At 59.6% G+C, this 21,609-nt stretch carries 18 protein-coding genes; 9 read left to right on the top strand and 9 right to left on the bottom strand.

Features of this window, described 5'->3' with window-relative positions; translation table 11 throughout:
- Positions 1 to 160 precede the first annotated feature (160 nt).
- The 6 genes from DYI20_RS11325 (at position 161) to DYI20_RS11300 (ending at position 6,360) form a co-directional block, all read left to right on the top strand.
- The gene (locus DYI20_RS11325) at positions 161 to 1,036 is read left to right on the top strand and encodes a purine-nucleoside phosphorylase (RefSeq protein ID WP_122549514.1); all 876 of its coding nucleotides are present in this window, start codon (positions 161 to 163) and stop codon (positions 1,034 to 1,036) included.
- Positions 1,033 to 2,874: a phospho-sugar mutase gene (locus tag DYI20_RS11320; protein ID WP_122549513.1), complete on the top strand. Its 1,842-nt coding sequence runs from the start codon at positions 1,033 to 1,035 to the stop codon at positions 2,872 to 2,874. The genes DYI20_RS11325 and DYI20_RS11320 overlap by 4 nt, the downstream gene beginning before the upstream one ends.
- Positions 2,875 to 2,885: 11 nt before the next feature.
- Positions 2,886 to 3,626: a deoxyribose-phosphate aldolase gene (gene deoC, locus DYI20_RS11315; protein WP_110101115.1), complete on the top strand. Its 741-nt coding sequence runs from the start codon at positions 2,886 to 2,888 to the stop codon at positions 3,624 to 3,626.
- Between the two features lie 67 nt (positions 3,627 to 3,693).
- Complete coding sequence (locus tag DYI20_RS11310; protein WP_110101116.1) at positions 3,694 to 3,984, top strand: hypothetical protein; 291 nt, start codon at positions 3,694 to 3,696, stop codon at positions 3,982 to 3,984.
- A gap of 39 nt (positions 3,985 to 4,023) precedes the next feature.
- The gene (locus DYI20_RS11305) at positions 4,024 to 5,172 is read left to right on the top strand and encodes an acyltransferase family protein (RefSeq protein ID WP_122549512.1); all 1,149 of its coding nucleotides are present in this window, start codon (positions 4,024 to 4,026) and stop codon (positions 5,170 to 5,172) included.
- 75 nt (positions 5,173 to 5,247) lie between these two features.
- Entirely contained in the window at positions 5,248 to 6,360 is a 1,113-nt protein-coding gene (locus tag DYI20_RS11300) for an acyltransferase family protein (RefSeq protein WP_122549511.1), read from the top strand.
- Here DYI20_RS11300 and mfd read toward each other — a convergent pair.
- Positions 6,357 to 10,073 (bottom strand): transcription-repair coupling factor, encoded by a 3,717-nt coding sequence (gene mfd, locus DYI20_RS11295; protein ID WP_244924686.1) that lies wholly within the window; start codon positions 10,071 to 10,073, stop codon positions 6,357 to 6,359. The two genes, DYI20_RS11300 and mfd, sit on opposite strands and share 4 nt — an antisense overlap.
- A 135-nt stretch (positions 10,074 to 10,208) precedes the next feature.
- On the opposite strand from mfd, the gene DYI20_RS11290 reads away from it, so the two are divergent.
- Positions 10,209 to 10,721 (top strand): DUF2505 domain-containing protein, encoded by a 513-nt coding sequence (locus DYI20_RS11290; RefSeq protein WP_110101119.1) that lies wholly within the window; start codon positions 10,209 to 10,211, stop codon positions 10,719 to 10,721.
- 1 nt (position 10,722) lies between these two features.
- Here the strand turns inward: DYI20_RS11290 and DYI20_RS11285 are convergent, their stop codons facing one another.
- The 4 genes from DYI20_RS11285 to DYI20_RS11270 form a co-directional block, all read right to left on the bottom strand.
- Positions 10,723 to 11,289 carry a TetR/AcrR family transcriptional regulator gene (locus tag DYI20_RS11285; RefSeq protein ID WP_122549510.1) on the bottom strand — a complete coding sequence of 189 codons (567 nt, stop codon included), beginning with the start codon at positions 11,287 to 11,289 and terminating at the stop codon, positions 10,723 to 10,725.
- Positions 11,276 to 12,751, bottom strand: a complete 1,476-nt coding sequence (locus DYI20_RS11280; protein WP_110123079.1) for an MFS transporter — start codon at positions 12,749 to 12,751, stop codon at positions 11,276 to 11,278. Before DYI20_RS11280 ends, DYI20_RS11285 begins: the two co-directional genes overlap by 14 nt.
- Positions 12,752 to 12,860: 109 nt before the next feature.
- Entirely contained in the window at positions 12,861 to 13,460 is a 600-nt protein-coding gene (pth, locus tag DYI20_RS11275; RefSeq protein ID WP_110123078.1) for an aminoacyl-tRNA hydrolase, read from the bottom strand.
- Between the two features lie 29 nt (positions 13,461 to 13,489).
- Positions 13,490 to 14,131 (bottom strand): 50S ribosomal protein L25/general stress protein Ctc, encoded by a 642-nt coding sequence (locus tag DYI20_RS11270; protein ID WP_110123077.1) that lies wholly within the window; start codon positions 14,129 to 14,131, stop codon positions 13,490 to 13,492.
- A 295-nt stretch (positions 14,132 to 14,426) separates the two neighbouring features.
- Here DYI20_RS11270 and DYI20_RS11265 point away from each other — a divergent pair, with 295 nt between their 5' ends.
- Positions 14,427 to 15,941, top strand: coding sequence for a class I adenylate-forming enzyme family protein (locus DYI20_RS11265; RefSeq protein ID WP_122549509.1), 1,515 nt, complete (start codon positions 14,427 to 14,429; stop codon positions 15,939 to 15,941).
- Entirely contained in the window at positions 15,938 to 17,167 is a 1,230-nt protein-coding gene (locus DYI20_RS11260; protein ID WP_122549508.1) for a beta-ketoacyl-[acyl-carrier-protein] synthase family protein, read from the top strand. Before DYI20_RS11265 ends, DYI20_RS11260 begins: the two co-directional genes overlap by 4 nt.
- Here the strand turns inward: DYI20_RS11260 and DYI20_RS11255 are convergent.
- From DYI20_RS11255 to DYI20_RS11240, 4 genes are all read right to left on the bottom strand, one after another.
- The gene (locus tag DYI20_RS11255; RefSeq protein WP_122549506.1) at positions 17,139 to 17,684 is read right to left on the bottom strand and encodes a histidine phosphatase family protein; all 546 of its coding nucleotides are present in this window, start codon (positions 17,682 to 17,684) and stop codon (positions 17,139 to 17,141) included. The genes DYI20_RS11260 and DYI20_RS11255 overlap by 29 nt on opposite strands.
- A gap of 27 nt (positions 17,685 to 17,711) precedes the next feature.
- The gene (locus DYI20_RS11250; protein ID WP_122549505.1) at positions 17,712 to 18,827 is read right to left on the bottom strand and encodes an ABC transporter ATP-binding protein; all 1,116 of its coding nucleotides are present in this window, start codon (positions 18,825 to 18,827) and stop codon (positions 17,712 to 17,714) included.
- A gap of 65 nt (positions 18,828 to 18,892) precedes the next feature.
- The gene (locus tag DYI20_RS11245) at positions 18,893 to 20,485 is read right to left on the bottom strand and encodes an ABC transporter permease (protein WP_122549516.1); all 1,593 of its coding nucleotides are present in this window, start codon (positions 20,483 to 20,485) and stop codon (positions 18,893 to 18,895) included.
- 76 nt (positions 20,486 to 20,561) lie between these two features.
- Entirely contained in the window at positions 20,562 to 21,587 is a 1,026-nt protein-coding gene (locus DYI20_RS11240) for an ABC transporter substrate-binding protein (RefSeq protein WP_110110377.1), read from the bottom strand.
- Positions 21,588 to 21,609 lie beyond the last annotated feature (22 nt).

Below are 21,609 nucleotides of genomic sequence, written 5' to 3'. Positions count from 1 at the left end.
TCGAAACATCCTTATGCGTCATACCCCATCGTCGCCCCACCCCAGCCCACCGGTAAAGACATTTCGCGGGGAAAACTACCTGAGGCACGGCCCCTGCCTACGCGGGGACTTTCTATGAGTCTCGTCGACAGCTAGGCTGGCTGGGGCCGTTCTCGCTAGGATGACAGACGTGACTGACAATGACATTTCTGAGCCTACTGCGGAGTCCATGGGGCTGTCCGGTGACCATCCGGGGTTCGATCTAGCCCGCCAAGCCGGCCGCTATATCGCCGAGACGACCGGGGTAGCACAACACCGCATCGCGGTCGTACTGGGCTCTGGCTGGTCCGGGGCGACCGATCTGCTCGGTGACCGTCAGACCGAGTTGCCCACCGGTGATATTCCGGGTTTCACTTCTGCGTCTGTGGCCGGACACGGCTCCACCGTGTCTTCCATTGCCCGGAGCTCCGCCGAGGGTACGGTCACTGACCACGTGCTGGTGTTCGGATCTCGCACCCATTACTACGAACACCGCGATGTGAACGCGGTAGCACACACGGTGCGTACCGCTGCCGCTACCGGAGCTGAGCTGGTGGTGCTCACCAACGGATCTGGCAGCGTCAACGAGGCGTTACCGCCCGGAGAACCGGTGCTGATCAGCGACCATCTAAACCTCACCGGCGCTACTCCCCTCCTGGGCCCGGAGTTCGTTGATCTCACCGATCTGTACTCGCCTCGCATCCGTGAGATCGCCCGCAGCGTGGATCCCTCCTTGCCACAGGGAGTTTATGTCCAGTTCCCCGGCCCGCAATACGAAACTCCCGCCGAGGTACGCATGGCCAAGCTCCTCGGTGGAGACCTGGTCGGTATGTCGACTGCATTAGACGCCATTGCAGCCCGGCATGCCGGGCTTGAAGTCTTCGGGATGTCATTGGTAACCAACCAGGCTGCCGGCATCAGCCAGCACCCGCTCTCCCATCACGAAGTGATCGAGGCCGGCCGTGCCGCCCAGACACGCATTTCCCACTTACTCGCCTCGATCATCGACAAGCTATGACCACACATAACCCCGTTGACCCCGACCAACTCGTTCGCCTGGTCGAGGATTGGTGCCAGATCGACCCCGACCCGCGACACCACGAGATCCTGCACGAAGAACTCAACCGCCACGACTATGCCACCCTGGCCGACCGTTTTGCCGGGCCCCTTCGTTTCGGCACCGCTGGTCTGCGGGCTGCCGAAGGTCCGGGTCTGAACCGTATGAACCGTGTCGTCGTCCGGCGTAGCGCAGCCGGCATCAGCGATTGGGCACAGTCCCGGCTGACGGAGGACTCTCGCCCGCCGCGGGTGGTGATCGGTTTCGACGCCCGCTACGGCTCGTTGAGCTTTGCCGAAGATTCTGCAGCCGTGTTCCAAGCCGCTGGGTGCCAAACCTACCTTTTCAGAACGTGGTGTCCCACCCCGCTGCTCGCCTTCGCCGTCCGGGAGCTCGCCGCCGATGTGGGCATTATGGTCACCGCCAGCCACAACCCGGCCACCGATAACGGCTATAAGGTCTACCTCGGCGGACGGCTCAGTGACCAATGGGGCACCGGAGCCCAGATCATTGCCCCAATCGATACCGAGATCGCCGAGCGCATCAACCACTGGCACACTGCCGACCAGATCCCGGTCATGCAAGCCGCTGGCGTGGAGTCTCTGGACGTCGACGAGGTGGCCGAACGCTACCGGCTCGCGCTCGCCGACTCGTTGCAACCGCGGTCTCCACTCACGGAATTCACCGCAGACCAGGCCATCGGGGCTCGGGCGTCACTGCGGGTGGTGTATACGCCGATGCACGGAGTGGGCGGGGTGGTGTTCCCGGAGATGATGCGCCGTTTCGGGTACGGGCCACTCCGGCCAGTAGCCGAACAGATCGATCCCGACCCCGACTTCCCCACGGTGGTCTTCCCCAATCCGGAAGAACACGGTGTTCTGGATCTGGCGCTGAGCACCGCCAATCGGGAACCGGAGACCGATCTGATCATCGCCCACGATCCCGACGCGGACCGACTGGCCGTTGCCATCCCGAGCCCCAGTTCCCCGAACGGCACTTGGCAACGACTCTCCGGCAATGATCTCGGTTTAATCCTCGGGTCGTTGTTCTTAGCTCGCTCAGGCTCCCACGCGACAACCACCAACCCGCAGGTGCTGGCCCGCTCGGTGGTCTCCAGCCCCGCGTTAGCCCGGCTGGCCGGCCACTACCCGGGGGCTGAATGCATTCCAACACTGACCGGTTTCAAATGGATCTCGCGCGTGCCCCATCTGAAATTCGGTTTCGAAGAAGCCCTGGGCTACTGTGTTGCCCCCGAGGTGGTCCGCGATAAAGACGGACTCAGCGCCGGACTGTTAATCTGCGAACTAGCCGCGGCACTGAAATCCCAAGGATCGAGCCTGTGGGAGTATCGTGAGCAGTTGCAGGCCCTCGTGGGGTCCGGGCTCAGTAGCCAGCTGTCGTTGCGGCTGGATGATCTCAGCGTGATCCCTCAGATCATGGCGCACCTGCGCCAGCACCCACCAGCCTCCTTAGCCGGTATCGGCCCCACCACGCTGGTTGACTACGCCGATCCGGCCACCGCCTCCGCCCAAGGATTACACCCCACCGAGTTGGTGTCTCTCAGCGCCGAAGCCGACCCCGCCCACCCCGAGGTTCCGGCTGCACACCTGTCGGTCCAGGTCCGTCCCTCCGGGACCGAACCGAAGCTGAAGTGCTATCTGGAAGTTCACCTGCCACCACAACGGCCCACCGAGACCCCCGACAAGACCGCTGCCGCCTCACGGCTTGCGGACCTGTTAGCACGGCTTGAAGCGGATGCCGAAACGTTTTTGACCCAACCCCTAAACCCCGAACGGTAAGCACCCAAACGATGACTGTTGTTGAATCCCCCACCGCCGCCCTGACCACCGAACAGATTGACACCCTCTCCACCGCCGAGTTGGCGGGGTTGATCGATCATACGTTGTTGACGGCCACCGCCACCGCCGAACACATTGCCGCCCTGTGTGACCAGGCTGCCGCCCACCGCACCGCCTCGGTGTGCGTGAATCCATTCTGGGTCCCGACCGCGGTGACCCAGCTCGAGGACTCACCGGTCGCGGTGTGTAGCGTGGTCGGGTTTCCCTTGGGCGCCACCACGACCTGGGCGAAAGCCACCGAAGCTCAACAAGCTGTCGCTGCCGGGGCCACAGAGATCGATATGGTCATCAATCTGGGCGCGTTGCATGCCGGGGACGATCACACCGTCATCGCCGATATTGCCCAGGTGGTCGAGGCCACCAAGTCCATCAACGATTCTGCGCTGGTGAAAGTCATTGTCGAAATCGGGGCGCTGACCGGCCCCGACGGCAACCTCTCCACCAACCTGCTCACCCGGGCCTGCCAGGCCGTCGAGGAAGCCCACGCCGATTTTGTCAAAACCTCCACCGGATTCGGCTACGGTCCAGCCACCCGCCAAGCTGTCACCGTGATGCGGCAGGCAGTCTCCGACCGGCTGGGGGTGAAGGCCTCCGGTGGCATTAAAACCCGGCAATCTGCCCTTCAGATGCTTCATGCAGGGGCTAACAGGCTGGGCTGTTCCGCAACTCTTGCTATCCTAGAACGTAACTAAGCATATTCGACTCGCACCCACGCTTGGCTACAGAGGCTTCTGTAGCTGTGAAAGATGAGGTAGACCCGTGATTCGTAACGGCAAACCAACCGACCACTCTGGTCGCGGATTCGGCACCGGCAATATTATCCTGTTCGCCGTGGTGTTCGTACTCCTGCTGGGAACCATGTTCGCCCTGAGTTTCTGGGAGCACAGCACCGACTACGTCAACGCTGTGTGGCTCCCGGGCATCACCGCGCTGGTGCTGATGGTGATCACCTTCCTGATCCCCAAGGCCATTGTCGGTCGCTCCGATACGGTTGATCACGATCACATTCACGATCCCAAGAACCTTCGTCACGACCCCGAGCAGTACTAACCACGCGCACCGTTCCGACGGTGGCGACCTTCGTTTTCAATGACTGCATGCCCGGGCCCACAACGGCCCGGGCTATTGTTTACCCACCGCCGTCTGACCCCCACCATGATGACAACAGCACCCCCGAACACCAACACCGCGACTGTGAAGCGACCGCGGATCGTCGGCGTCGATGCTCTGAGAGTGCTGTGCCTGATCGCGGTAATCTTCGGCCACACCTATGGTGCTACCATAGAGCACCGCGAGTTTTTGTCGATGTGGCGCATGCCGCTGTTCTTCGTGCTCTCCGGATATTTCTTGACCCCGGGAAAGTCACTGCGCGCGGAAACAAATACACGATTCACCACTCTTCTCGTCCCCTATTTTTGGTGGTCAGTCATCTGCTCGGTGGTGACCGTGATCTGGTGGTATCACGACCCCAAACATCTCACGGAGCTACTCATCATGGGCTGGTATGGCGGAGTCGACCAGACCATTATCTGGATGGCATTCTGGTTTCTGTCGGTGTTGACCGCCACCGTGCTGCTCTACCGGTGCCTGCAACATCTCCCAGCCTGGGTTCCCTGGGCCGTGGCACTGAGCGGACTCGTGCTGTCTGACATTCTCGACGACGAGCTCCTAGCGCGTACCCCATTCTCGGTGGGATTGTGTTTGCCGGTCTTGTTCTACATCCTCTGCGGACGTGCCTTGCACATGCTGGTGCACACCCGCTTGCAAGCAACCATCGGCACTGAGCGCCCAAGTACGCCCTATGCGCTGATCGGGTCGGACCTGGTCGTCGCCGGCTTCATCGCCACCGCCCTGGGGGTTCCCACCCATTCCATCCAGTCCTCAGACTTCGGTTTGTTTCTGGTCACCCCGCTTACCGGGATCACCATCTCTGCCGGTTTCATCTTGCTCAGCGCCACCTGGGGAGACCGTCTCATCCGAGCTATACCGCCCATGCGCCACTGGGTATATCAGCTCGCCCGTGCCGGAACCGTTGTCGTGCTCCTGCACGGGATCGTGCTGTTGCAACTAGACCGCTGGGACCTGGGCAACCTCCACCTGCGTTTCCTGCTGACTGTGGTGATCTGTTTCGCTGTCGGAACTCTGCTGTGCCGCCTGGCACCCCGCTACTGGTGGGCCCGTCTGTTGACCGGAATGCGCACACCGAAGACCTCGTCACCGAGGTCTTCGGTTAGCTAGACTGGGACGGACACCAGCCAGCCGATCAGCCAACAGCTGTTCCACGACCGAGAAGAGAAGCCCCTTCAGCGCACCATGGCCACTCCCACCTACCCCGCCGGTGACGTCGCCACTCGGCGCCATCTCACCGGGACCATCGGTCGCAATGTGGGGATCGACCTGTTAAGAATCGTCTCGATCGTCGCGGTGGTCGTCGGACACATCTACGGGGATGCTTTCACCTTCAAAAGTTATCTGGAAATCTGGCGGATGCCGCTGTTCTTCTTCCTGTCCGGTTTCTTCTTCACCCCCGGCCGGCCCTTCACCACCGAACTGAAAAACCGGTGGCTCACTCTGGGCGTGCCCTATTTGATCTGGGCGGTGCTGATGTCGGTCGTGGCATGGCTGTTCAACGACACCTGGGAAGAATTCCTCGAAGCACTCTTCTACGGCTGGTATGGCGGGTCGCAGCAAGACCCGCCGTGGTGGGCCTTCTGGTTTATCTCGGTGCTCTTTTTTGCCGTACTTATCCGTCGGTTCCTCGAACGATTCCCCACCTGGGTGGCCTGGACGGTGGCCATCCTGGGCTTTGTCGCCGCTGCGGTCTTGCCCGAGGACTACCAGTTGGGCGTGATCTTGCCCTTGGGCATCGGACTCGCTATACCGTGTATGTTCTACATCCTGTGCGGTGAAGCCTTCCGCTATCACATCCTGCCGCGACTCAGCGATTTTCCGGGGATCAAAGCCAAATCAACGACCACGCCCTTCGACTCCACCACGCTGGGTTTCCTCGGTCTTGGCCTCGTGCTGATCGGCATGGCCGCGGTGCTGATGGGCGTGCCACCGCACAACATCAAATTCGCTGGATTCGGTCTGTTCCTGGTGACCCCGGTGGTCGGGGTGCTGATGGTCTGTGGCATGGTGATGATCTTCGGCACCTGGGTCAACGTTCTGGTCCAACCCGCCCGCCCGGTGATACAGCAACTAGTCCGAACCGGGACCGTGGTGGTGCTGGCCCATGGCTGGCTGATCATGGAGTTCGCCCGGCTGGGTGTCGATAACCTGCATCAGCGCTTTATCCTCACCGTACTTACCAGCTGGGCACTCGGCTTGCTGATCATCTATTCACCACTGTCCCGCCCCTTAGCTGGGGTTCCGATGAAACCTTTCTGGCGTCGCATCCTCCAGCCTGGCGAGTACCAACACTAACTACCCTCAGCCACACCGGACTCCTGCGATGATCCACCTTCTTCCGGTAAGTTCTTGGCCACCTGAGGGAAGATATTGCGCACCAGCTCACTGGCCCACTGCAACAGTGGTTGGTCGGTGAGGTCCTTACCGACCACCGTCTGAGCGTCCTTGGGCCGGGGCACCATTACGGCTTTCAAAGCCGGTTTGAGACTCGAACCTGGATACATCCTGTTCAGGCGCATCACACGTGACTCGGGGAGCTCTTCCACAGGCCCGAACTTGATGTTCCTGCCCATCGACATGATCTCGGAGATCCCGTGTCCACGCGCGACATTGCGCAATCGAGCCACCGCGACCAAGTTCTCAGCCGGTTCTGGTAGGTCCCCGTAGCGGTCCTTGAGTTCGTCGATCACCGCCTCGATAGCCTGGTCATCGTGGGCCTGGGCCAGGTTTCGATACGCCTCCAAACGTAGCCGTTCGCCGGGGACATAATCATGCGGCAGGTGCGCGTTGACCGGTAGCTCGACCTTGACCTCCACCGGCGAAGGATCGTCTTCGCCCTTGAAATCGGCCACAGCTTCCCCGACCATGCGGATATAGAGGTCGAATCCCACCCCGGCGATGTGGCCGGACTGTTCCCCACCCAACAGATTGCCGGCCCCACGAATTTCCAGGTCTTTCTGGGCCAGTTTCAGACCCGATCCCAACTCGTTATGGGTGGCCACCGCCCGCAGTCGTTCCAGAGCAGTCTCGGTCAGTGGTTTATGTGGATCGTAGAGGAAATAAGCGTAGGCCCGCTCTCGACCACGTCCCACGCGTCCGCGCAACTGGTGCAGCTGGGAGAGCCCGTAGCGGTGGGCATCTTCAATGATCAACGTGTTGGCGTTGGCAATGTCGAGCCCGGTTTCAATGATGGTGGTCGAGACCAGCACGTCGAACTCTTTCTCCCAGAATTTAACCATGATCTCTTCCAAGGTGGACTCAGCCATTTTGCCGTGAGCCACCGCGACACGGGCTTCGGGCACCAGCTGCTGAATGTGGGCGGCTACCTTATTGATCGAGGTGACCCGGTTGTGGACATAGAAAACCTGCCCTTCGCGCATCATCTCCCGCCGTATCGCGGCAATCACCTGTTGGTCGGTATAGGGACCGACCGTGGTCAGCACCGGGTGGCGTTCCTCCGGGGCGGTGGCCAGCGTCGAAGTTTCCCGAATCCCGGTCATCGACATCTCCAGGGTGCGCGGGATCGGGGTCGCCGACATGGCCAACACATCGACATTGGTGCGAAGTTTCTTCAGCTGTTCCTTGTGTTCCACGCCGAAGCGCTGTTCCTCATCGACAATCACCAGGCCGAGATCTTTGAACTGCACCTGGTCGGCCAACAGCCGGTGAGTACCGATCACCACATCGACGCTCCCGTCGGCGACACCGTTGATGGTGTCTCTAGCCTGTTTGCCGGTTTGAAAACGTGAAAGAGGCCGGACGGTGATGGGAAAGCCGGCGAAACGCTCGGTAAAGGTTTCATGGTGTTGGCGAGCCAACAGCGTGGTGGGCACCAGCACCGCCACCTGTTTGCCGTCTTGAACCGCCTTGAACGCTGCGCGAACGGCGACCTCGGTTTTGCCGAAGCCTACATCCCCGGAAATCAGCCGGTCCATCGGAACCTGCGACTGCATATCGTGCTTGACTTCATCGATTGCAGTCAGCTGGTCGGGCGTTTCGATAAAGGGGAAGGATTCTTCGAGTTCTCTCTGCCACGGCGTATCGGCCGAGAACGAGTACCCTCGAGAGGCCATGCGTGCCGAGTAGAGCCGGATCAGCTCATTGGCGATTTCGCGGGTCGCCCGCCGGGCTTTGGACTTCGTCTGAGCCCAGTCAGAGCCGCCCATTTTCGACAAGCTGGGAGTCTCTCCTCCCACGTACTGCGAGACTTGGTCCAGCTGGTCGGTGGGCACAAACAGCCGATCTCCGGGAGCACCGCGTTTGGAGGGAGCGTATTCCAACACCAGGTATTCCCGATAACCATCTTGGGCGGCAACTCCAGATGGTGCTGTGGAGACTTTGCGACGTTGTAGTTCAATGAATTTGGCAATGCCGTGCTGAGCGTGAACAACGTAGTCGCCTTCGCGCAGTTCGAGAGGATCGACCGCGTTGCGCTTTTTCCGGGCGAGGGAACGACGTTTGCCGCGTTCGGATCCGGCAATCGCACGACGTGCAAATAAGTCACGTTCAGATACCACCGCGATTTTTTCTGCTTCCGCCACGAAACCGGCGTTAATAGCTGCTGGCGTGATCTGAACTTGGCCGGGCAATTCTGCGGCCACTTCCTCGACCACCGAGGCGCTCATACCGGCTTGGACAAGCAACTCGGCCACGCGCCGAGCCGAACCGGAGCTGTCGGTGGCCACCGCGACAGTGAAGTCCTGAGAAATCCGGGTGCGCATATGCTCTAGCATGGCCTCCACGTCTCCGGAGAATTCTGCAGAGGGCCGGAATCCGGTCCGGTAGCTCTGCTCATCAGCGATTAAATCGGGGTCAGCACCCAACACAGCGAATTGCCACCAGCCCTGATGATTCTCCAGCGCCTTGGCCCGGGTCTCCGCTAGCGTGGCGAATCCCCCAAACTGAGACTGTTCGGTTTGAGAGGTATCCAGCGGTGCTGCCACCCCGTCGGCAGCAGCCGCCCAGGCCGCCTGCAGGAATTCTTCGTTGGTGGCCAACAGGTCCTCGGCCCGGGCTCGAATTTTCTCCGGTTCAATCAGCAGGCTCAACGATCCAGCCGGCAACAGGTCTAGGAAGTCAACCATCTCGGTCACCAACGGCGCCAGCGATTCCATGCCCTCGGTGGCCTGGCCTTGCGAGATGCGTTCCAGCATATCGACGGCTTGCGGCATGGAGGCTTGTAGCGCACGGGCTTTTTCGCGCACGGCGTCGGTGAGCAACAGTTCTCGGCACGGTGGCGCATACACACTGGTGGGGGTGGCCGAGCCGTCATTACTGGTGTCTTCCAAGGAGCGCTGGTCTGCCACCGAGAACCAGCGGATTTCCTCGACTTCATCGCCGAAGAACTCGATGCGTTGTGGGTGGTCTTCGGTGGGCGGGAAGACGTCAATGATCCCACCACGTACCGCAAATTCACCGCGCTTGGTAACCATATCCACCCGAGAGTAGGCGGCATGAGCCAACGCAGCGACCACGGACTCAAACTCGTAGAATTCACCGGTGTTGATCACCACCGGCGTTAAGTCGCCGAGTCCTTTGACCACCGGTTGCAGGATCGAACGGATCGGGGCGAAGAGCACTTTCAGCGGGGCCTGCCCGGCATCCTGTGGGTGAGCCAGGCGGCGCAAGATCGCCAGCCGTTCACCGACCGTATCCGAACGTGGCGAGAGTCGCTCATGAGGCAAGGTCTCCCAGGAGGGAAACAGCCCGACAGTGTCAGCATCCATCCACGAGGTCACGGCTGAGCGTAGTTCCTCGGCCTCACGGTGGGTAGCGGTCATCACCAGCACCACCGGGTGCACTGGGGTGTCGCCGTTGCGTTGAGTCGCCAGGTCACTCACGGCGCCTGAAATCAACGCGGTGGCCGCAGGTCGGGCCCCATCAGGCAGGTGGAGTCCCAGGTCTGGGGTGGGCTCGTCGTGGGCGGCCAAGCTCGATAACGCTGTGGCTAATCCGCGATCTTCAGACAGCGCGGGCAACAGCGGTGCTAAGGGTGAATGCTCGGACACGGGATGGTCTTCCTTCAGCGTGGTTAAATGGGTTCAGCGCCATCATTGTGGCGCCCAGATTTAGACTACCCGGTTCACCTTTCCTCACGCCGTGAGTGAACCAAAAGTCTCCTGCGGAGAGGACCAGCACCGATCATGGCTTTTGCGGAAAACATCACCGTGCATCACCCCGTAGCACACGTCTTTCAGGCGCTGACCTCACACGATTTTCATCGACACGCCACCGAGCAGGTCGGGGCGACCCTCACCGAGTTTCAGGTGGCTGACGGCGATGACGGGCGGGTGAAGGTGACGATAATTCCTCATCTCTCCGGCGAGGCCATCCAGCATAAGGTTCCCCATGCGCTGCGAAGCTTGGTCACAGACGGTGTGGAAATTCGGCAGGAAGTGGTCTGGTCTAGACCAGCTGAAAACGACTCGCGGACAGCATTGCTGAGGATTCTCATCCCCATCGCCCGTGCTGAAAGCACCGTCACCCAGACCCTGTCAGCAACCAGTACCAGCGACACGGATTATGCGGTTGAAGGAAATCTACAGTGCCATATCCCGTTCATCGGGTCCGCACTGGTTTCCACGCTCGAGCCCCAGGTGTCAAAGGTTATCGCCACACAAGCACGCGCCATCGATGCGTGGCTGGCCGAGCACTAGCTCAGCGGTCTGGTCGTTCGTCCGTGGCGGTTTGATCGATCTTGGCCAGGACGTGGTCCACCAACGCTTCCCGCTGGGATTCGCTGAGCCGATCCTCGTGGACGTAGTCGTGAAGCCACAGCCCGTCGGCCATTAACAACACGAGGAAACGCTCGAGCCCCAAAGTCCCGGCGCTGTCGATCTCCGCCGGGGAGGGGACCCAACGTTGATCCACCGCTTGCCAGATAGCGGCCAGTTCCGGGTTCGAGCGGCCATCAATTTCCAACAGGAGTTCGGTTTTGGTGGCACTGCGTCGCAGAGATACCACGACGGCGCGCAGGCGCTGGGACCCCGTGAGTTGCTCGGCGGGGCCACCCCCGGCTGCTTCGAGTTCGGCTTCCCACTGATCCGCCATATACTGATGCACCGCGCGCATCATTTCCTCGCGGGAGGGAAAATGGTAGATGATCCCGGATTTCGACAGCCCGGAGGATTGGGCCAACGCATCATAAGACACCGAATCCAGGCTTCCGGCCTCAATGAGGTCAATAGCGGTGCGGATGATTTTGGTTTTCTTACTCGGTCGCATCAGCTTCCTTCGGGTTGCCTCGGAAACACCAGGCGGTCACCAGGGCACCAATGAGGCCCACGGTCGCTACTATGCCCAAAATGCTGAGATAGGCCTGATCGTAGGCGGCAACGGCTTGCTCGCCATACATTGGGTGATCGACCCCGTGGTCCACGTCTGCGGCTACCGGTGCTGGGGCGTTCATGCTGTAGAGCAGGGGCATCACCGAGCCAAAAACGGCCACCGCAACCAAGGTGCCGAACTCGTAGGAAACCGCTTCCACAGAGGAGGCCATCCCCGCCTTGGACGGGGGTGCCGATCCTAGGATGGCAGTCGACGAGACCGAGGTTGCCAGGCCACCACCTAGACCCACCAGGATCATACTGCCCAGGAACAAGGGCACCACATCGAGGGTGAACGTCCACATACTCACTCCCAGTCCCACCACGATAAGCAGGAACCCGCCGGTAATCAGCGGACGGAAACCGACCCTGTGGAGTACCGAGCCACCTAATAACGCGGTAGGAATCGCCGGCAGAGCCACGGCAGCCACCATTGCGCCGGCTTGCAAGGGGGTGAGACCGCCAGCGGTCTGGAACCGCTGGGTGGTCATAAGTTCCACGCCGGAAAGCGCCACCATGATCAACACCGCGGTCAGCGTGCCGCCGGTGAAGACTGGGTCACGGAAAATCGACAATTCCAACAGCGGGTGGGTGAGCAAGCGCTGGCGAAGCCAAAACAACACAACACCAATCACGGCAATGACAAGAGCGATCGATAGCACCCAGGCATTCCGCTGAGGATTGGCTAGTTCTTTAATGCTCATCACGAACCCCGCCATAGCAAACATCATCAACAGCGATGACACCAGATCCCAATGCCGTTCTGGGTGTGCCACGTTCGGTGGGGCAACCGCGATGGTGGCAATCACCGTGATGATGACGATGGGGACGTTGAGCAAAAACACCGAGCCCCACCAGAAGAACTCCAGGAGTAAACCACCCAGCACCGGACCGGATGCGGCGCCCACGACCGCCACCGACCCCCAGATGGCCACTGCGACGTTGCGTTCTTTAACGTCACGGAATGTTAGCCGCACGAGTGCGAGACTCGCTGGCATCATGGTGGCAGCTCCCACGCCGAGGATTGCCCGGGCGACAATCAGCGTGCAGGCGTTGGGCGAGAAGGCCGCCAGCAAGGAACCGGCACCGAAGATACTGACGCCCAGTAAGAACATGAGCCGATGACCGATTTTATCTCCGAGTGTGCCGGTGCCCAGTAACAGCCCTGATAGTACCAGGGGGTAGGCATTGATGATCCAGAGACCTTGCAGTTCACTGGTGCCGAGCTCATCGCGCAGTACCGGTAATGCGGTATAGAGGACCGAGTTATCAGCACCCACCAAAAATAGTGCGGCGGAGATGATGGCCAAAAAGGCCCAACGCTGACCGGGCGTTGAGGTTTCAGCTTGAAGACGAGTCATCACCCCCAAAACTCTACCAACCGTTCGGTACAGTTACTATCTCAGAGGTCCGTCACAGATGGTGAGATATCAAACAGTTCTCGGTCCTAGCAGACAGGTGGGCCCAAGGCTAGTGGAAACGGTTTTGTGTGGGAGTCAAGCCGTCAGTAATGAGACTTTCGACAGCATCAGCTGCTGTGGATACATGCAACGGTAGCACCTGGCGTTGAGTGGAATTGAAAGGCTTGAGCACGTAGCTGGATACGTCCATGGCTCCGGGGGGCCGTCCGATTCCGGCCCGAACGCGGTAATAGTTTTTATCGCCTATACACTGCGTGATGGATTTCAGTCCGTTATGACCGCCATCTCCCCCACCGCGTTTGATGCGCAGGCGATCGAAATCGATATCGAGCTCGTCGTGGACCACAATGAGCTGGTCCAGTGGCACTTTAAAGAAAGTGGTCAACGCTTTGACGGGACCACCAGAGAGATTCATGTAGGTAGCTGGTTTGGCCACCAGGACTTTCTCTCGAGTTTGTCCCAGCCGCAGGGTGGCCAACGCGTTCTGTGTTTTATGAGCCCGGAAGCTTCCGCCATAGCGTTCGACGAGCTCATCGGCCACCATGTGACCAATATTGTGCCGAGTGCTGTGGTATTTGTCGCCGGGGTTGCCCAGTCCCACCACCAGCCAGGGGCTGGTGGTGGACGCTGAGCTTCTGCCTAAACGCATCGGCACCATATATCTCCGTGACGAGACACTTAGTCGTCGCTGTTTTCAGAGCCCTGGCTGTTGGCCTCGTCGCCAGAAGCGGCTTCGTCTCCCTCAGTACCTGCTTCGGGCTCTTCACCCAGGTCCTGCTCGACGATCTCGTCGACGGTAGCGATCACAGCGTCATCTTCCAGTTGCAACGAGGTGCCAGCCGGCAGCTGCACGTCGGAAGCCAGCACGTGGTTGCCACCTTCACGTCCTTCTACCGAGATGGTGACAGAATCCGGCAGGTCCAGCGCGTCGGCTTCGATCGGCAGGGAGGCTTCTTCCAAGAAGTAGGTGAAGCCAGGTGCCACTTCGCCTTCGACCTCAACGGGCACGTCAACAACCACCTTTTCACCGCGACGCACGATCAGCAGGTCAACGTGCTCGATCTTTTCTTTCAGCGGGTTGCGCTGAATATCTTTGGCCAGTGCCATGATCTCTTCACCGTCAGCGGTGAGTTTCAGCAACTGGTTGGGGGTCCGCAAAGCCATGAAGGTGTCGTACTCAGGCATCAGAATGTGGCGCGGCTCTGAACCGTGACCGTAAATGACGGCCGGGATTTTGCCTTCGCGGCGCGCCTGGCGGGAAGCACCCTTGCCAGTATCGGTGCGAAATTCGACATTGATGTTGACGGTATCAATCGCCATAATGAGTCCTCCTGTTAATACTCACGAGCTAGTGCTCATCACGACCAGGCAGGAACAAAGAGAATCTGTGATACGCCGAGCATGAAGACAGCTGGCAACGGTGATCTCATCAGCCTCGTCGATAACGGAGCAAGTCTGCTCCCTCGCCTGGGCAACTGTTGCATTCTACCATGAGCGCACTAGCTTCGACCACTTCAACCTCGCCTGAGCGATGTGTTTAAATAGCAAGGAACGCCGGGACAGTCTCCGGCACGGCCTATCCAATCCGTGGTGAAGTGGTAAGGGGGTGTCGACTATGCCCTTTGTACAATCAGTTCTGGCCCGCGCAATCGAGACCCCCGAGCGCATCGCCCTCGCCGATGACCAGGGTCAATACATTACCTACGGTGAGCTGCTGAGCTCATCCCGCACCACAGCGTCACGACTCCAGCAGGTGGCGCGGGAAACCCCGGACAGCCCTCACCAGGATCTTGCCGGTTACCCGGTCGTGGCGTTGTGTCTGCACGATGCGTTGACCACCGTACGTCTCTTTGCCGAGCTCAGTATGGGCCCGGTGGTGCTCAGCGTGCTGAATCCAAGGGACTGGCACGACCAGCTGTGGGGCAATATCTCCTCTGCCGGTATCACTGTGGTAGTCACCGATGACCAGACTTTCTCCCAGTATCTTCGTACCCACGGCTTTCCTGGAACGGTGCTCGGCCCGCAACTGCTGCTAGCACCAGACGTGGATCCCAAAGACACCACGGTTCTGCAGGATGCAGATCCCTATCTCGTGTTGTTTTCCTCGGGGACGACGGGACAACCCAAAGCATTTATCAAAACCCGGGGCGAGTACCGGGCCAATTACCGGGCCTCGCACCAACGACTCCAGGTAGCAGGTCACACAACACTGGCCCCCGGAACGTTGTCGTATAGCCTCATCCTCTACGCGGTGGTCGAGGCACTGGGCGCTGGTGAAACCTGCGTGGTGACCGGCCGGGCGCATTTTCGGCACATGACCGCAGCCTTCACCCACTGGCCAATCACCCGCGTCGTGGCGGCACCGGCCGTCTTGCTGGGCATTCTGGAGGCCGCCGGGAATCAGACCGAACGGCTAGGGAATCTTCAGGTACTGGTCACCGGAGGCTCGGCAGTCCCTCAAGCATTACGCGACCGGGTCGCGGAGAAAGTGCCGCGCGCAAAACTGATCAACTACTTTGGCACCGGAGAAATCGGATTCATTGCCGATTCCACACCGGATCCCTACGGGATCAGCTATTCCAACCGGTTACGCCTCTATGACCACGTCACTGCCCAGGTCCGAGACACCACCAACCGGGTCTTGGCCGAAAACTGTCTGGGGCAGCTGTGGTTTCGCGCCCCGTCGGCGTCAGCACGGTATCTCAATTCCCCTGCCCAACTCAGCGACGAATTCGGTTGGCGCACCGTGGGTGACTGGGGGATGGTGCAGGATCGGTGGATTCAGTTAGCTGGCCGTGGCGACGAGATCGTCACCACCGGGGCCAACACCATCAGCCTCGTCGAGGCCGATGACAGGCTGGCTCAAGCTCTTGGCCCCCTGGTCACGGGGGCAACAGCCACCGTCGGTTTGCCCGATCCACGTCTGGGCGTGATCATCGCCGGGGTGATCGAAACTCCACAGGCGCCCACAAAATCCGAATTGGTGGCCCTCGCCCGCGACAACATCCCGGAGCCCTTCCGACCACGGCGCTGGTACTCCATCGCCCGTTTCCCACGGACCAGCTCAGAGAAAATTCAACGCCGACGCCTCACCCAACTCATTGATGAGGGAAAGGCCCACCGGTTATGAGTATCCACCAGGTTGGCATCACCGGGATGGGCGCGGTGAGCGCAGCTGGGCACGGGACCGCTAGGCTCTGGCATTCTGTAACTGACGGGCACCATCTGTTCAGCCCCCTGCCGGAGTCTCTCGTACAGCAAACCGGTGTCCGCGTAGCTGCCACAGCTGAGCCGATCGATGCCACCGACATCTTTGACCCACCGTTATCGAACCGGGTGGATCAGGCTGTGGTGATGGCAATCTGTGCAGCCGATCAGGCCCTGGGGTATTCCGGCACCCCCACATCCGATGAACCTTTTTTTGGCGGGGACATTATTGCCGCCAGCGCCAACGGACCGGTGACAACAATTCACCGCGCGGTCGAAGCCATCACCTCCGGCGTCTCGCGAGCGCCCGCGATCCCAGCGGTCCTAACGGCCTCCCCCGATACGGTGGCCACACTGGCCGCCCAACGCTATGGCAGTCATGGCGGGACCGAAGCGGTGAGTGCCACGTGCGCGTCCTCCACGATCGCGCTCGTGACCGCTTTGCGCCGGATACGCCACGGTTATGCCCGCCGCGTGCTGGTAATCGGCTATGAAGACGCGGTGAATCCGGTGAATCTGACCGGTAATGCATTGGTTGGGGCGCTGAGCAAGAATGCAAATCCGGATCAGATCTGCCGACCTTTCGATGCCGCACGCGATGGGTTCGTGATGGCTTCCGGCGCGGTGGCATTACTCCTGGAAGCCGACCCGGCCCGTCCCCTGGCGCTGTTGGCCGGAGGCGGGATGGGCCAGGATAGTTTTCATCCCACCGCGGCAGACCCCACCGGTCGCTGGGCCGGACAGACGATCGCTGATGCTCTAGCGGATGCCGGTCTCGAACCGTACCAGATCGGACAGATCAGCGCTCACGCTACCTCCACTCCCCGTGGGGATGCTGCCGAAGTAGCTGCTTTATCACGAATTTTTGGCGCGTGCCTTCCCGGTGTGCCGGTCACCGCACTCAAGTCGGTGACCGGTCACTTGATGGGCGGATCCGGTGCTTTGCAGGTGGCCATGGCGGTTGAGTCTATTCGTGCCGGGCTCATTCCGGGCACCCGGAATCTTCAGCACCCAGATTTTTCTGATCAGATTCAGGTGGTGACATCCACACAACATTGGCAACCCTCGGCGGTGTTGGCTCCCAGCTTCGGTTTTGGTGGCCACAATGCTGCGGTGGTGATCACACCAGTCGAGAGTCAATCGCCCTAATTTCGGCGTTAGCGATTCGGGGATGTGGTTCCCCAGTGAGTTGCTCGAGCATGACTCGGATCAGTGCCCCGTGACTGATGATGACCACCGGGGCGTCGCCGTAGCGGGTTTTAAGCTCACGCAGTGCCCGCACCCCACGTCGCCCCGCCTGCGCACGTGGTTCGCCACCGTCCATCAGAGCCTGACGTTGCTCATCGGACAATCCCCGTACATCCCGGCCTTCCGCACTGCCGTAGGATCGTTCAATCAGCCCAGGTTCGATGTGGACCTCGACTCCCCCGATCCGGGTGGCGATAATCTGTGCGGTTTCTTGTGCCCGAGACAGTGGCGAGCTAATTACCGCCGTGGGACGCAGATTTGCCAGTTCCTCAGCTGCCAAAACCGCTTGGGCGCGACCGGTGTCATTGAGCGGAATGTCGGTGCGTCCCTGCATCCGGCCGGCCTTATTCCAATCAGTTTGACCGTGGCGGACGAGATACCAGGTAGCACCTGGCTGAGGGCGGTCTTGGTCGTGCACGCAAGAGATCCTGTTCGCTGGATTGATTTAGTTCAAGTATACGTGTGCGGATTGAATCACGGGCTGGACCAGTTCGCCCGGTTGCCGAACCGGTTGATTCGGGTCGCCAAAAACACGCACCTCCGTGTCTCCCCATTCGAGCGCGGTTTCGGTCCGATCGCGCCCCTGCAAGATCGAGGTGACTCGCGCCACCCGCACATCGTCTCCGTCGGGCTGAGACACCGACTCCAGGCGAATATGGTAGGGGTCGACGCTAGCGATGGCTCGTTGCCTGCCGGCACCAGTCTGCACGTCATCAACGAAACTGACCTTCGCGGGAGCATGATCCGTGCCAGCAGTGTACAAGTTCACCCCCGGGTGATCCGGATAGAACCGACCCGATGAGATACTTCCTGGAAAAAGCGTCGCATCATTAAGAAAGCCAGCCACAAAACTTGACGCGGGACTGGCCGTCATCTGGCTTGCGGTACCAACTTGGACAATTCGGCCCTGATCCATCACCACCACACGGTCGGCAATCGCTAGTGCTTCAGAGCGGTCGTGGGTCACGTGCACCGCGGTGAGACCTTGCTCGGTGGTGAGCCTGCGAAGTTCCAGGCGAAGCCGAGCGCGAAGCGGCTCGTCTAAGGCCGACAACGCTTCATCAAGCAAAAGTGCTGAAGGCTCTGCGACGATTGCGCGGGCCAATGCAACTCGTTGTCGCTGTCCTCCGGACAACTGTGTGGGCTTGCGCTGAGCGAACTCCACCAGTCCCACGTGTTCGAGTATTTTCTCGACCCGCGCCGAAATTTCTGCTGAGCGCAGTCCGGCACGTTTGAGAGGATACGCCACATTCTCGCTGACGCTCATATGAGGCCATACCGCGTGGTCTTGGAATACCATACCCAGTTGACGTCGATGTGGTGGTACCCAGATATCGGAAGCAAACAGGGTCCGTCCACCCAACGTTATCCGCCCACTCAGCGGACGGATAAACCCTGCCAGTGTGCGCAACAAGGTGGTTTTACCGGATCCGGAGGGCCCGACCAGGGCGATAAATTCTCCATCGGCGATGTTAAGCGAAATATCTTGAAGAGCTAGCTGTGATTCCGGGGTGGCACTGTTATAGCTGTGGTTGAGTTGCGAAATGCTGATATCAGACATAAGAAGCAATCATCTTTCGAACGTAAAGGCGAAGCAAGACCAGGAAGAACAAAGAACGAGAGACATCAGCTGGCACGACGGGAACCCAACCACCCGGCAAAGGACAGCCCGATCATGCCGACCAGAGCAACCACCACCGCCAGCGCCGAGGCCGCGTTGTAGTTACCGGCTTGTTGCAGGTTGAATATGGTGACACCCAGCGTTTGCGATCCCGGTGCAACCAACAGAATGGAAATGGTGGGTTCTCGAACTGCAGTAAAGAATACAACGATGATGCCGGTGATCACCGCGGGAGTCACCATTCTGGCAGTGATGTCCAGCACCGCTCGGGCATGAGTAGCTCCCGAAATCTGAGCAGATTCTTCCAAAGAGGACGAAATGGTGGCCAACGGTGCGCGGACCTGCTGGACAACGAGGGCTATGAAAGCCATGACATACGCGCCGAGAATCACCCACGGGGTATTGAAGATCTTGAGCATCGGGGCAATGAGCAACCATCCCACCGCGATCACCAGTCCGGGCAAGGCCTGAGGCAACGTTGCGAGCACGTCGATCGCAGGGTTGAGTCGGGATCGAGATCTGGTCAGCACGATCCCAACCAACAACCCCAGCACCCCACAAATCACGGCCGCGGAACCGGCCAACATCAGCGAATTCTGGAGGCCCTGAACGGCCCCGCGGGAGGTGAGAGCGGAACCAAAATTGTCAAACGTCAGGTTCTCCCAGATCAAGGGGACTCCCGGGGCCGGCAGTAGAGCTTGCACGCTCAGCGCAACCATAGGGACGATACAGATAAGCACGATCCATGCCCACAGTGTCGCGCTGAGCAGGTATTGCATGCCCCGGCCTGGATGGGCTTTCTGCGCTACGGCTGTATCGGATAGCTGTGAGGCTGTCGGCATGCGACGTTGCGCGAGGATGGTTACGAGCGCGACGACCAGAAGCACCATTCCGATCGCCGAGGCTGCTGGAAGAGGATTCGAAATGGTTGCCGAGGCGAGGTAGCGGTATACCAGCGTGGTGAGCGTGGTATAACCCTCCGGCAGACCAATCAAAGCGGGGATACCAAAGTCGGAAAGATTCGCCACCAAGGTGAGGATCAAGGCGGCAACGATCCCAGGTCGCATCAGTGGCAGAGTCACGGTGGTCATGACCTTGAACGTCGAGGCACCTGAGATTCTTGCGGCTTCCTCAAGGTTGCCGGGGACCCGACGCAACGCCGTCGAGACCACGAGAAAAGCCGTGGGATAGGAGTGAATGGTGAGTAGGAGGATCACGCCGGATCCACCGAAGATGCTGAGATTCGCCTCGAGACCCATCTGTTCCAAGATCCGGTTGACAGGACCGTTGACCCCTAAGAGCGCCATCCATGCCATCGCGCCGATGAAGGGCGGAATCAAAAAGGGAATAAGCAACAACCAACGAATGAGTTGGGCGCCGGGGATGATCAACCGGTCTAAGACTATGGCGAAGATCACCCCCAGCGTGGTCGCGATCATCGCGGAGATGGTAGCTGAGACCACCGAATTCGTGAGCGCTTCTAGCACCGCGGGGTCGGAAAAAACCGTCAAAGCTGTGGGATCAATTCCCACCTTGATCAGCGCAACCAGCGGAACAACAACAATGAGTACCAGGGCCAGAACAACTGCCCATCGCATGATGAACAAGCCATCGGCACGTCCTGTGCGAGTTCTCGGAGCCACGTTACCCGCGGTGCTAGCCAGCTGACTCACCTTACTTCAGCAATCCATTGAAATAGGACACGGCTTCATCCTGTTCAGCCGCAATTTCTTCCAAATCAGGATTCATCAGATTAAGATCTGCCAGCTCCGGAGCCCCCTCAGGAACCCCCACGTCATCACGAACCGGAAGGTAGGACTGTTCAACAGCCATCTGCTGTCCGTCTTCGGAGATCAAGAAATCCACGAACTGATTAGCCAGTTCCTGGTTGTCACTATCAGCAAACACACCCGCCGGCTGTGACACATAAGGTGCGCCATCTTCCGGGTATACGACTTTTACCGGCGAACCTTGATCAGCCAGGTCGCGAATGACGTAATCCACCACGATGCCAAGGCCGGTGGTCCCTTCACCCACGGCCTGTCCTACGGGACCATTGGATTCCAAGATGGTGGGATCATTGGCGACCAAGTCCTCGAGCCATTGATCTCCTAGCTCATCACTCGAACGCCAAACCGCCGTGTTGAATGCGGCGGCACCAGATACGTCCGGGTTGGGCATCGCTATTTGACCTTCATAGTCCGAATTGGTGAGGTCCTGCCATAAGCTCGGTTCATCCTCTTCGGAAATAACGTCTGTATTGACAGCAATAATGGTCGGAATGAGTCGGGTCCCGACCCAGTAGTTGTCTTCATCGACGTAGGAGTCATCAAGCGAATCGGTGTTCTCCAAATTCAGCTCGGCAAGATCACCTTCTGCGGCGTAATCTTCGAAAGTGGGCACATCCGCTGCCAAAATGACATCGGCTTGAATCTCGCCGGTTTCTTTTTCGCTGGCCACACGAGTCTTCAGCTCACCCGTGCCAGCACGGAACACGTCAATTTCTGCGTCGGGATTAACCTCCGCAAAGGCATCAATGATCTCGTCGATTTTCTCTTGCGGTTCTGAGGTGTAAACGGTCAGGGTGTTATCCCCAGAGTCAGACTCGTTCATCTGTTCCTGCGCTTCATCAGCGCAGGAGCTCAAGGCAAGAGCAGGAATGAGAACAAGCGGAGCGAGCAGTTTGGTGGTTTTTTTCATGGTTTCCTCCTCAACGTTTGTC

This window comes from Auritidibacter ignavus (genome assembly GCF_003703835.1).
Lineage (GTDB): Bacteria > Actinomycetota > Actinomycetes > Actinomycetales > Micrococcaceae > Auritidibacter > Auritidibacter ignavus.
The sequence above is the reverse complement of the archived record's forward strand: the minus strand, read 5'-3'. Positions and strand labels throughout refer to the sequence as shown.

What these genes read in the sequence shown, in the direction of transcription:
- deoC (WP_110101115.1), top strand. Translation starts at nt 2,886, where the DNA reads ATGACTGTTGTTGAATCCCCCACCGCCGCCCTGACCACCGAACAGATT.
- pth (WP_110123078.1), bottom strand. Translation starts at nt 13,460, where the DNA reads ATGCGTTTAGGCAGAAGCTCAGCGTCCACCACCAGCCCCTGGCTGGTG.
- DYI20_RS11325 (WP_122549514.1), top strand. Translation starts at nt 161, where the DNA reads ATGACAGACGTGACTGACAATGACATTTCTGAGCCTACTGCGGAGTCC.
- DYI20_RS11250 (WP_122549505.1), bottom strand. Translation starts at nt 18,827, where the DNA reads ATGTCTGATATCAGCATTTCGCAACTCAACCACAGCTATAACAGTGCC.
- DYI20_RS11320 (WP_122549513.1), top strand. Translation starts at nt 1,033, where the DNA reads ATGACCACACATAACCCCGTTGACCCCGACCAACTCGTTCGCCTGGTC.
- DYI20_RS11245 (WP_122549516.1), bottom strand. Translation starts at nt 20,485, where the DNA reads ATGCGATGGGCAGTTGTTCTGGCCCTGGTACTCATTGTTGTTGTTCCG.
- DYI20_RS11305 (WP_122549512.1), top strand. Translation starts at nt 4,024, where the DNA reads ATGACTGCATGCCCGGGCCCACAACGGCCCGGGCTATTGTTTACCCAC.
- DYI20_RS11240 (WP_110110377.1), bottom strand. Translation starts at nt 21,587, where the DNA reads ATGAAAAAAACCACCAAACTGCTCGCTCCGCTTGTTCTCATTCCTGCT.
- DYI20_RS11290 (WP_110101119.1), top strand. Translation starts at nt 10,209, where the DNA reads ATGGCTTTTGCGGAAAACATCACCGTGCATCACCCCGTAGCACACGTC.
- DYI20_RS11300 (WP_122549511.1), top strand. Translation starts at nt 5,248, where the DNA reads ATGGCCACTCCCACCTACCCCGCCGGTGACGTCGCCACTCGGCGCCAT.
- DYI20_RS11270 (WP_110123077.1), bottom strand. Translation starts at nt 14,131, where the DNA reads ATGGCGATTGATACCGTCAACATCAATGTCGAATTTCGCACCGATACT.
- DYI20_RS11285 (WP_122549510.1), bottom strand. Translation starts at nt 11,289, where the DNA reads ATGCGACCGAGTAAGAAAACCAAAATCATCCGCACCGCTATTGACCTC.
- DYI20_RS11265 (WP_122549509.1), top strand. Translation starts at nt 14,427, where the DNA reads ATGCCCTTTGTACAATCAGTTCTGGCCCGCGCAATCGAGACCCCCGAG.
- DYI20_RS11260 (WP_122549508.1), top strand. Translation starts at nt 15,938, where the DNA reads ATGAGTATCCACCAGGTTGGCATCACCGGGATGGGCGCGGTGAGCGCA.
- DYI20_RS11280 (WP_110123079.1), bottom strand. Translation starts at nt 12,751, where the DNA reads ATGACTCGTCTTCAAGCTGAAACCTCAACGCCCGGTCAGCGTTGGGCC.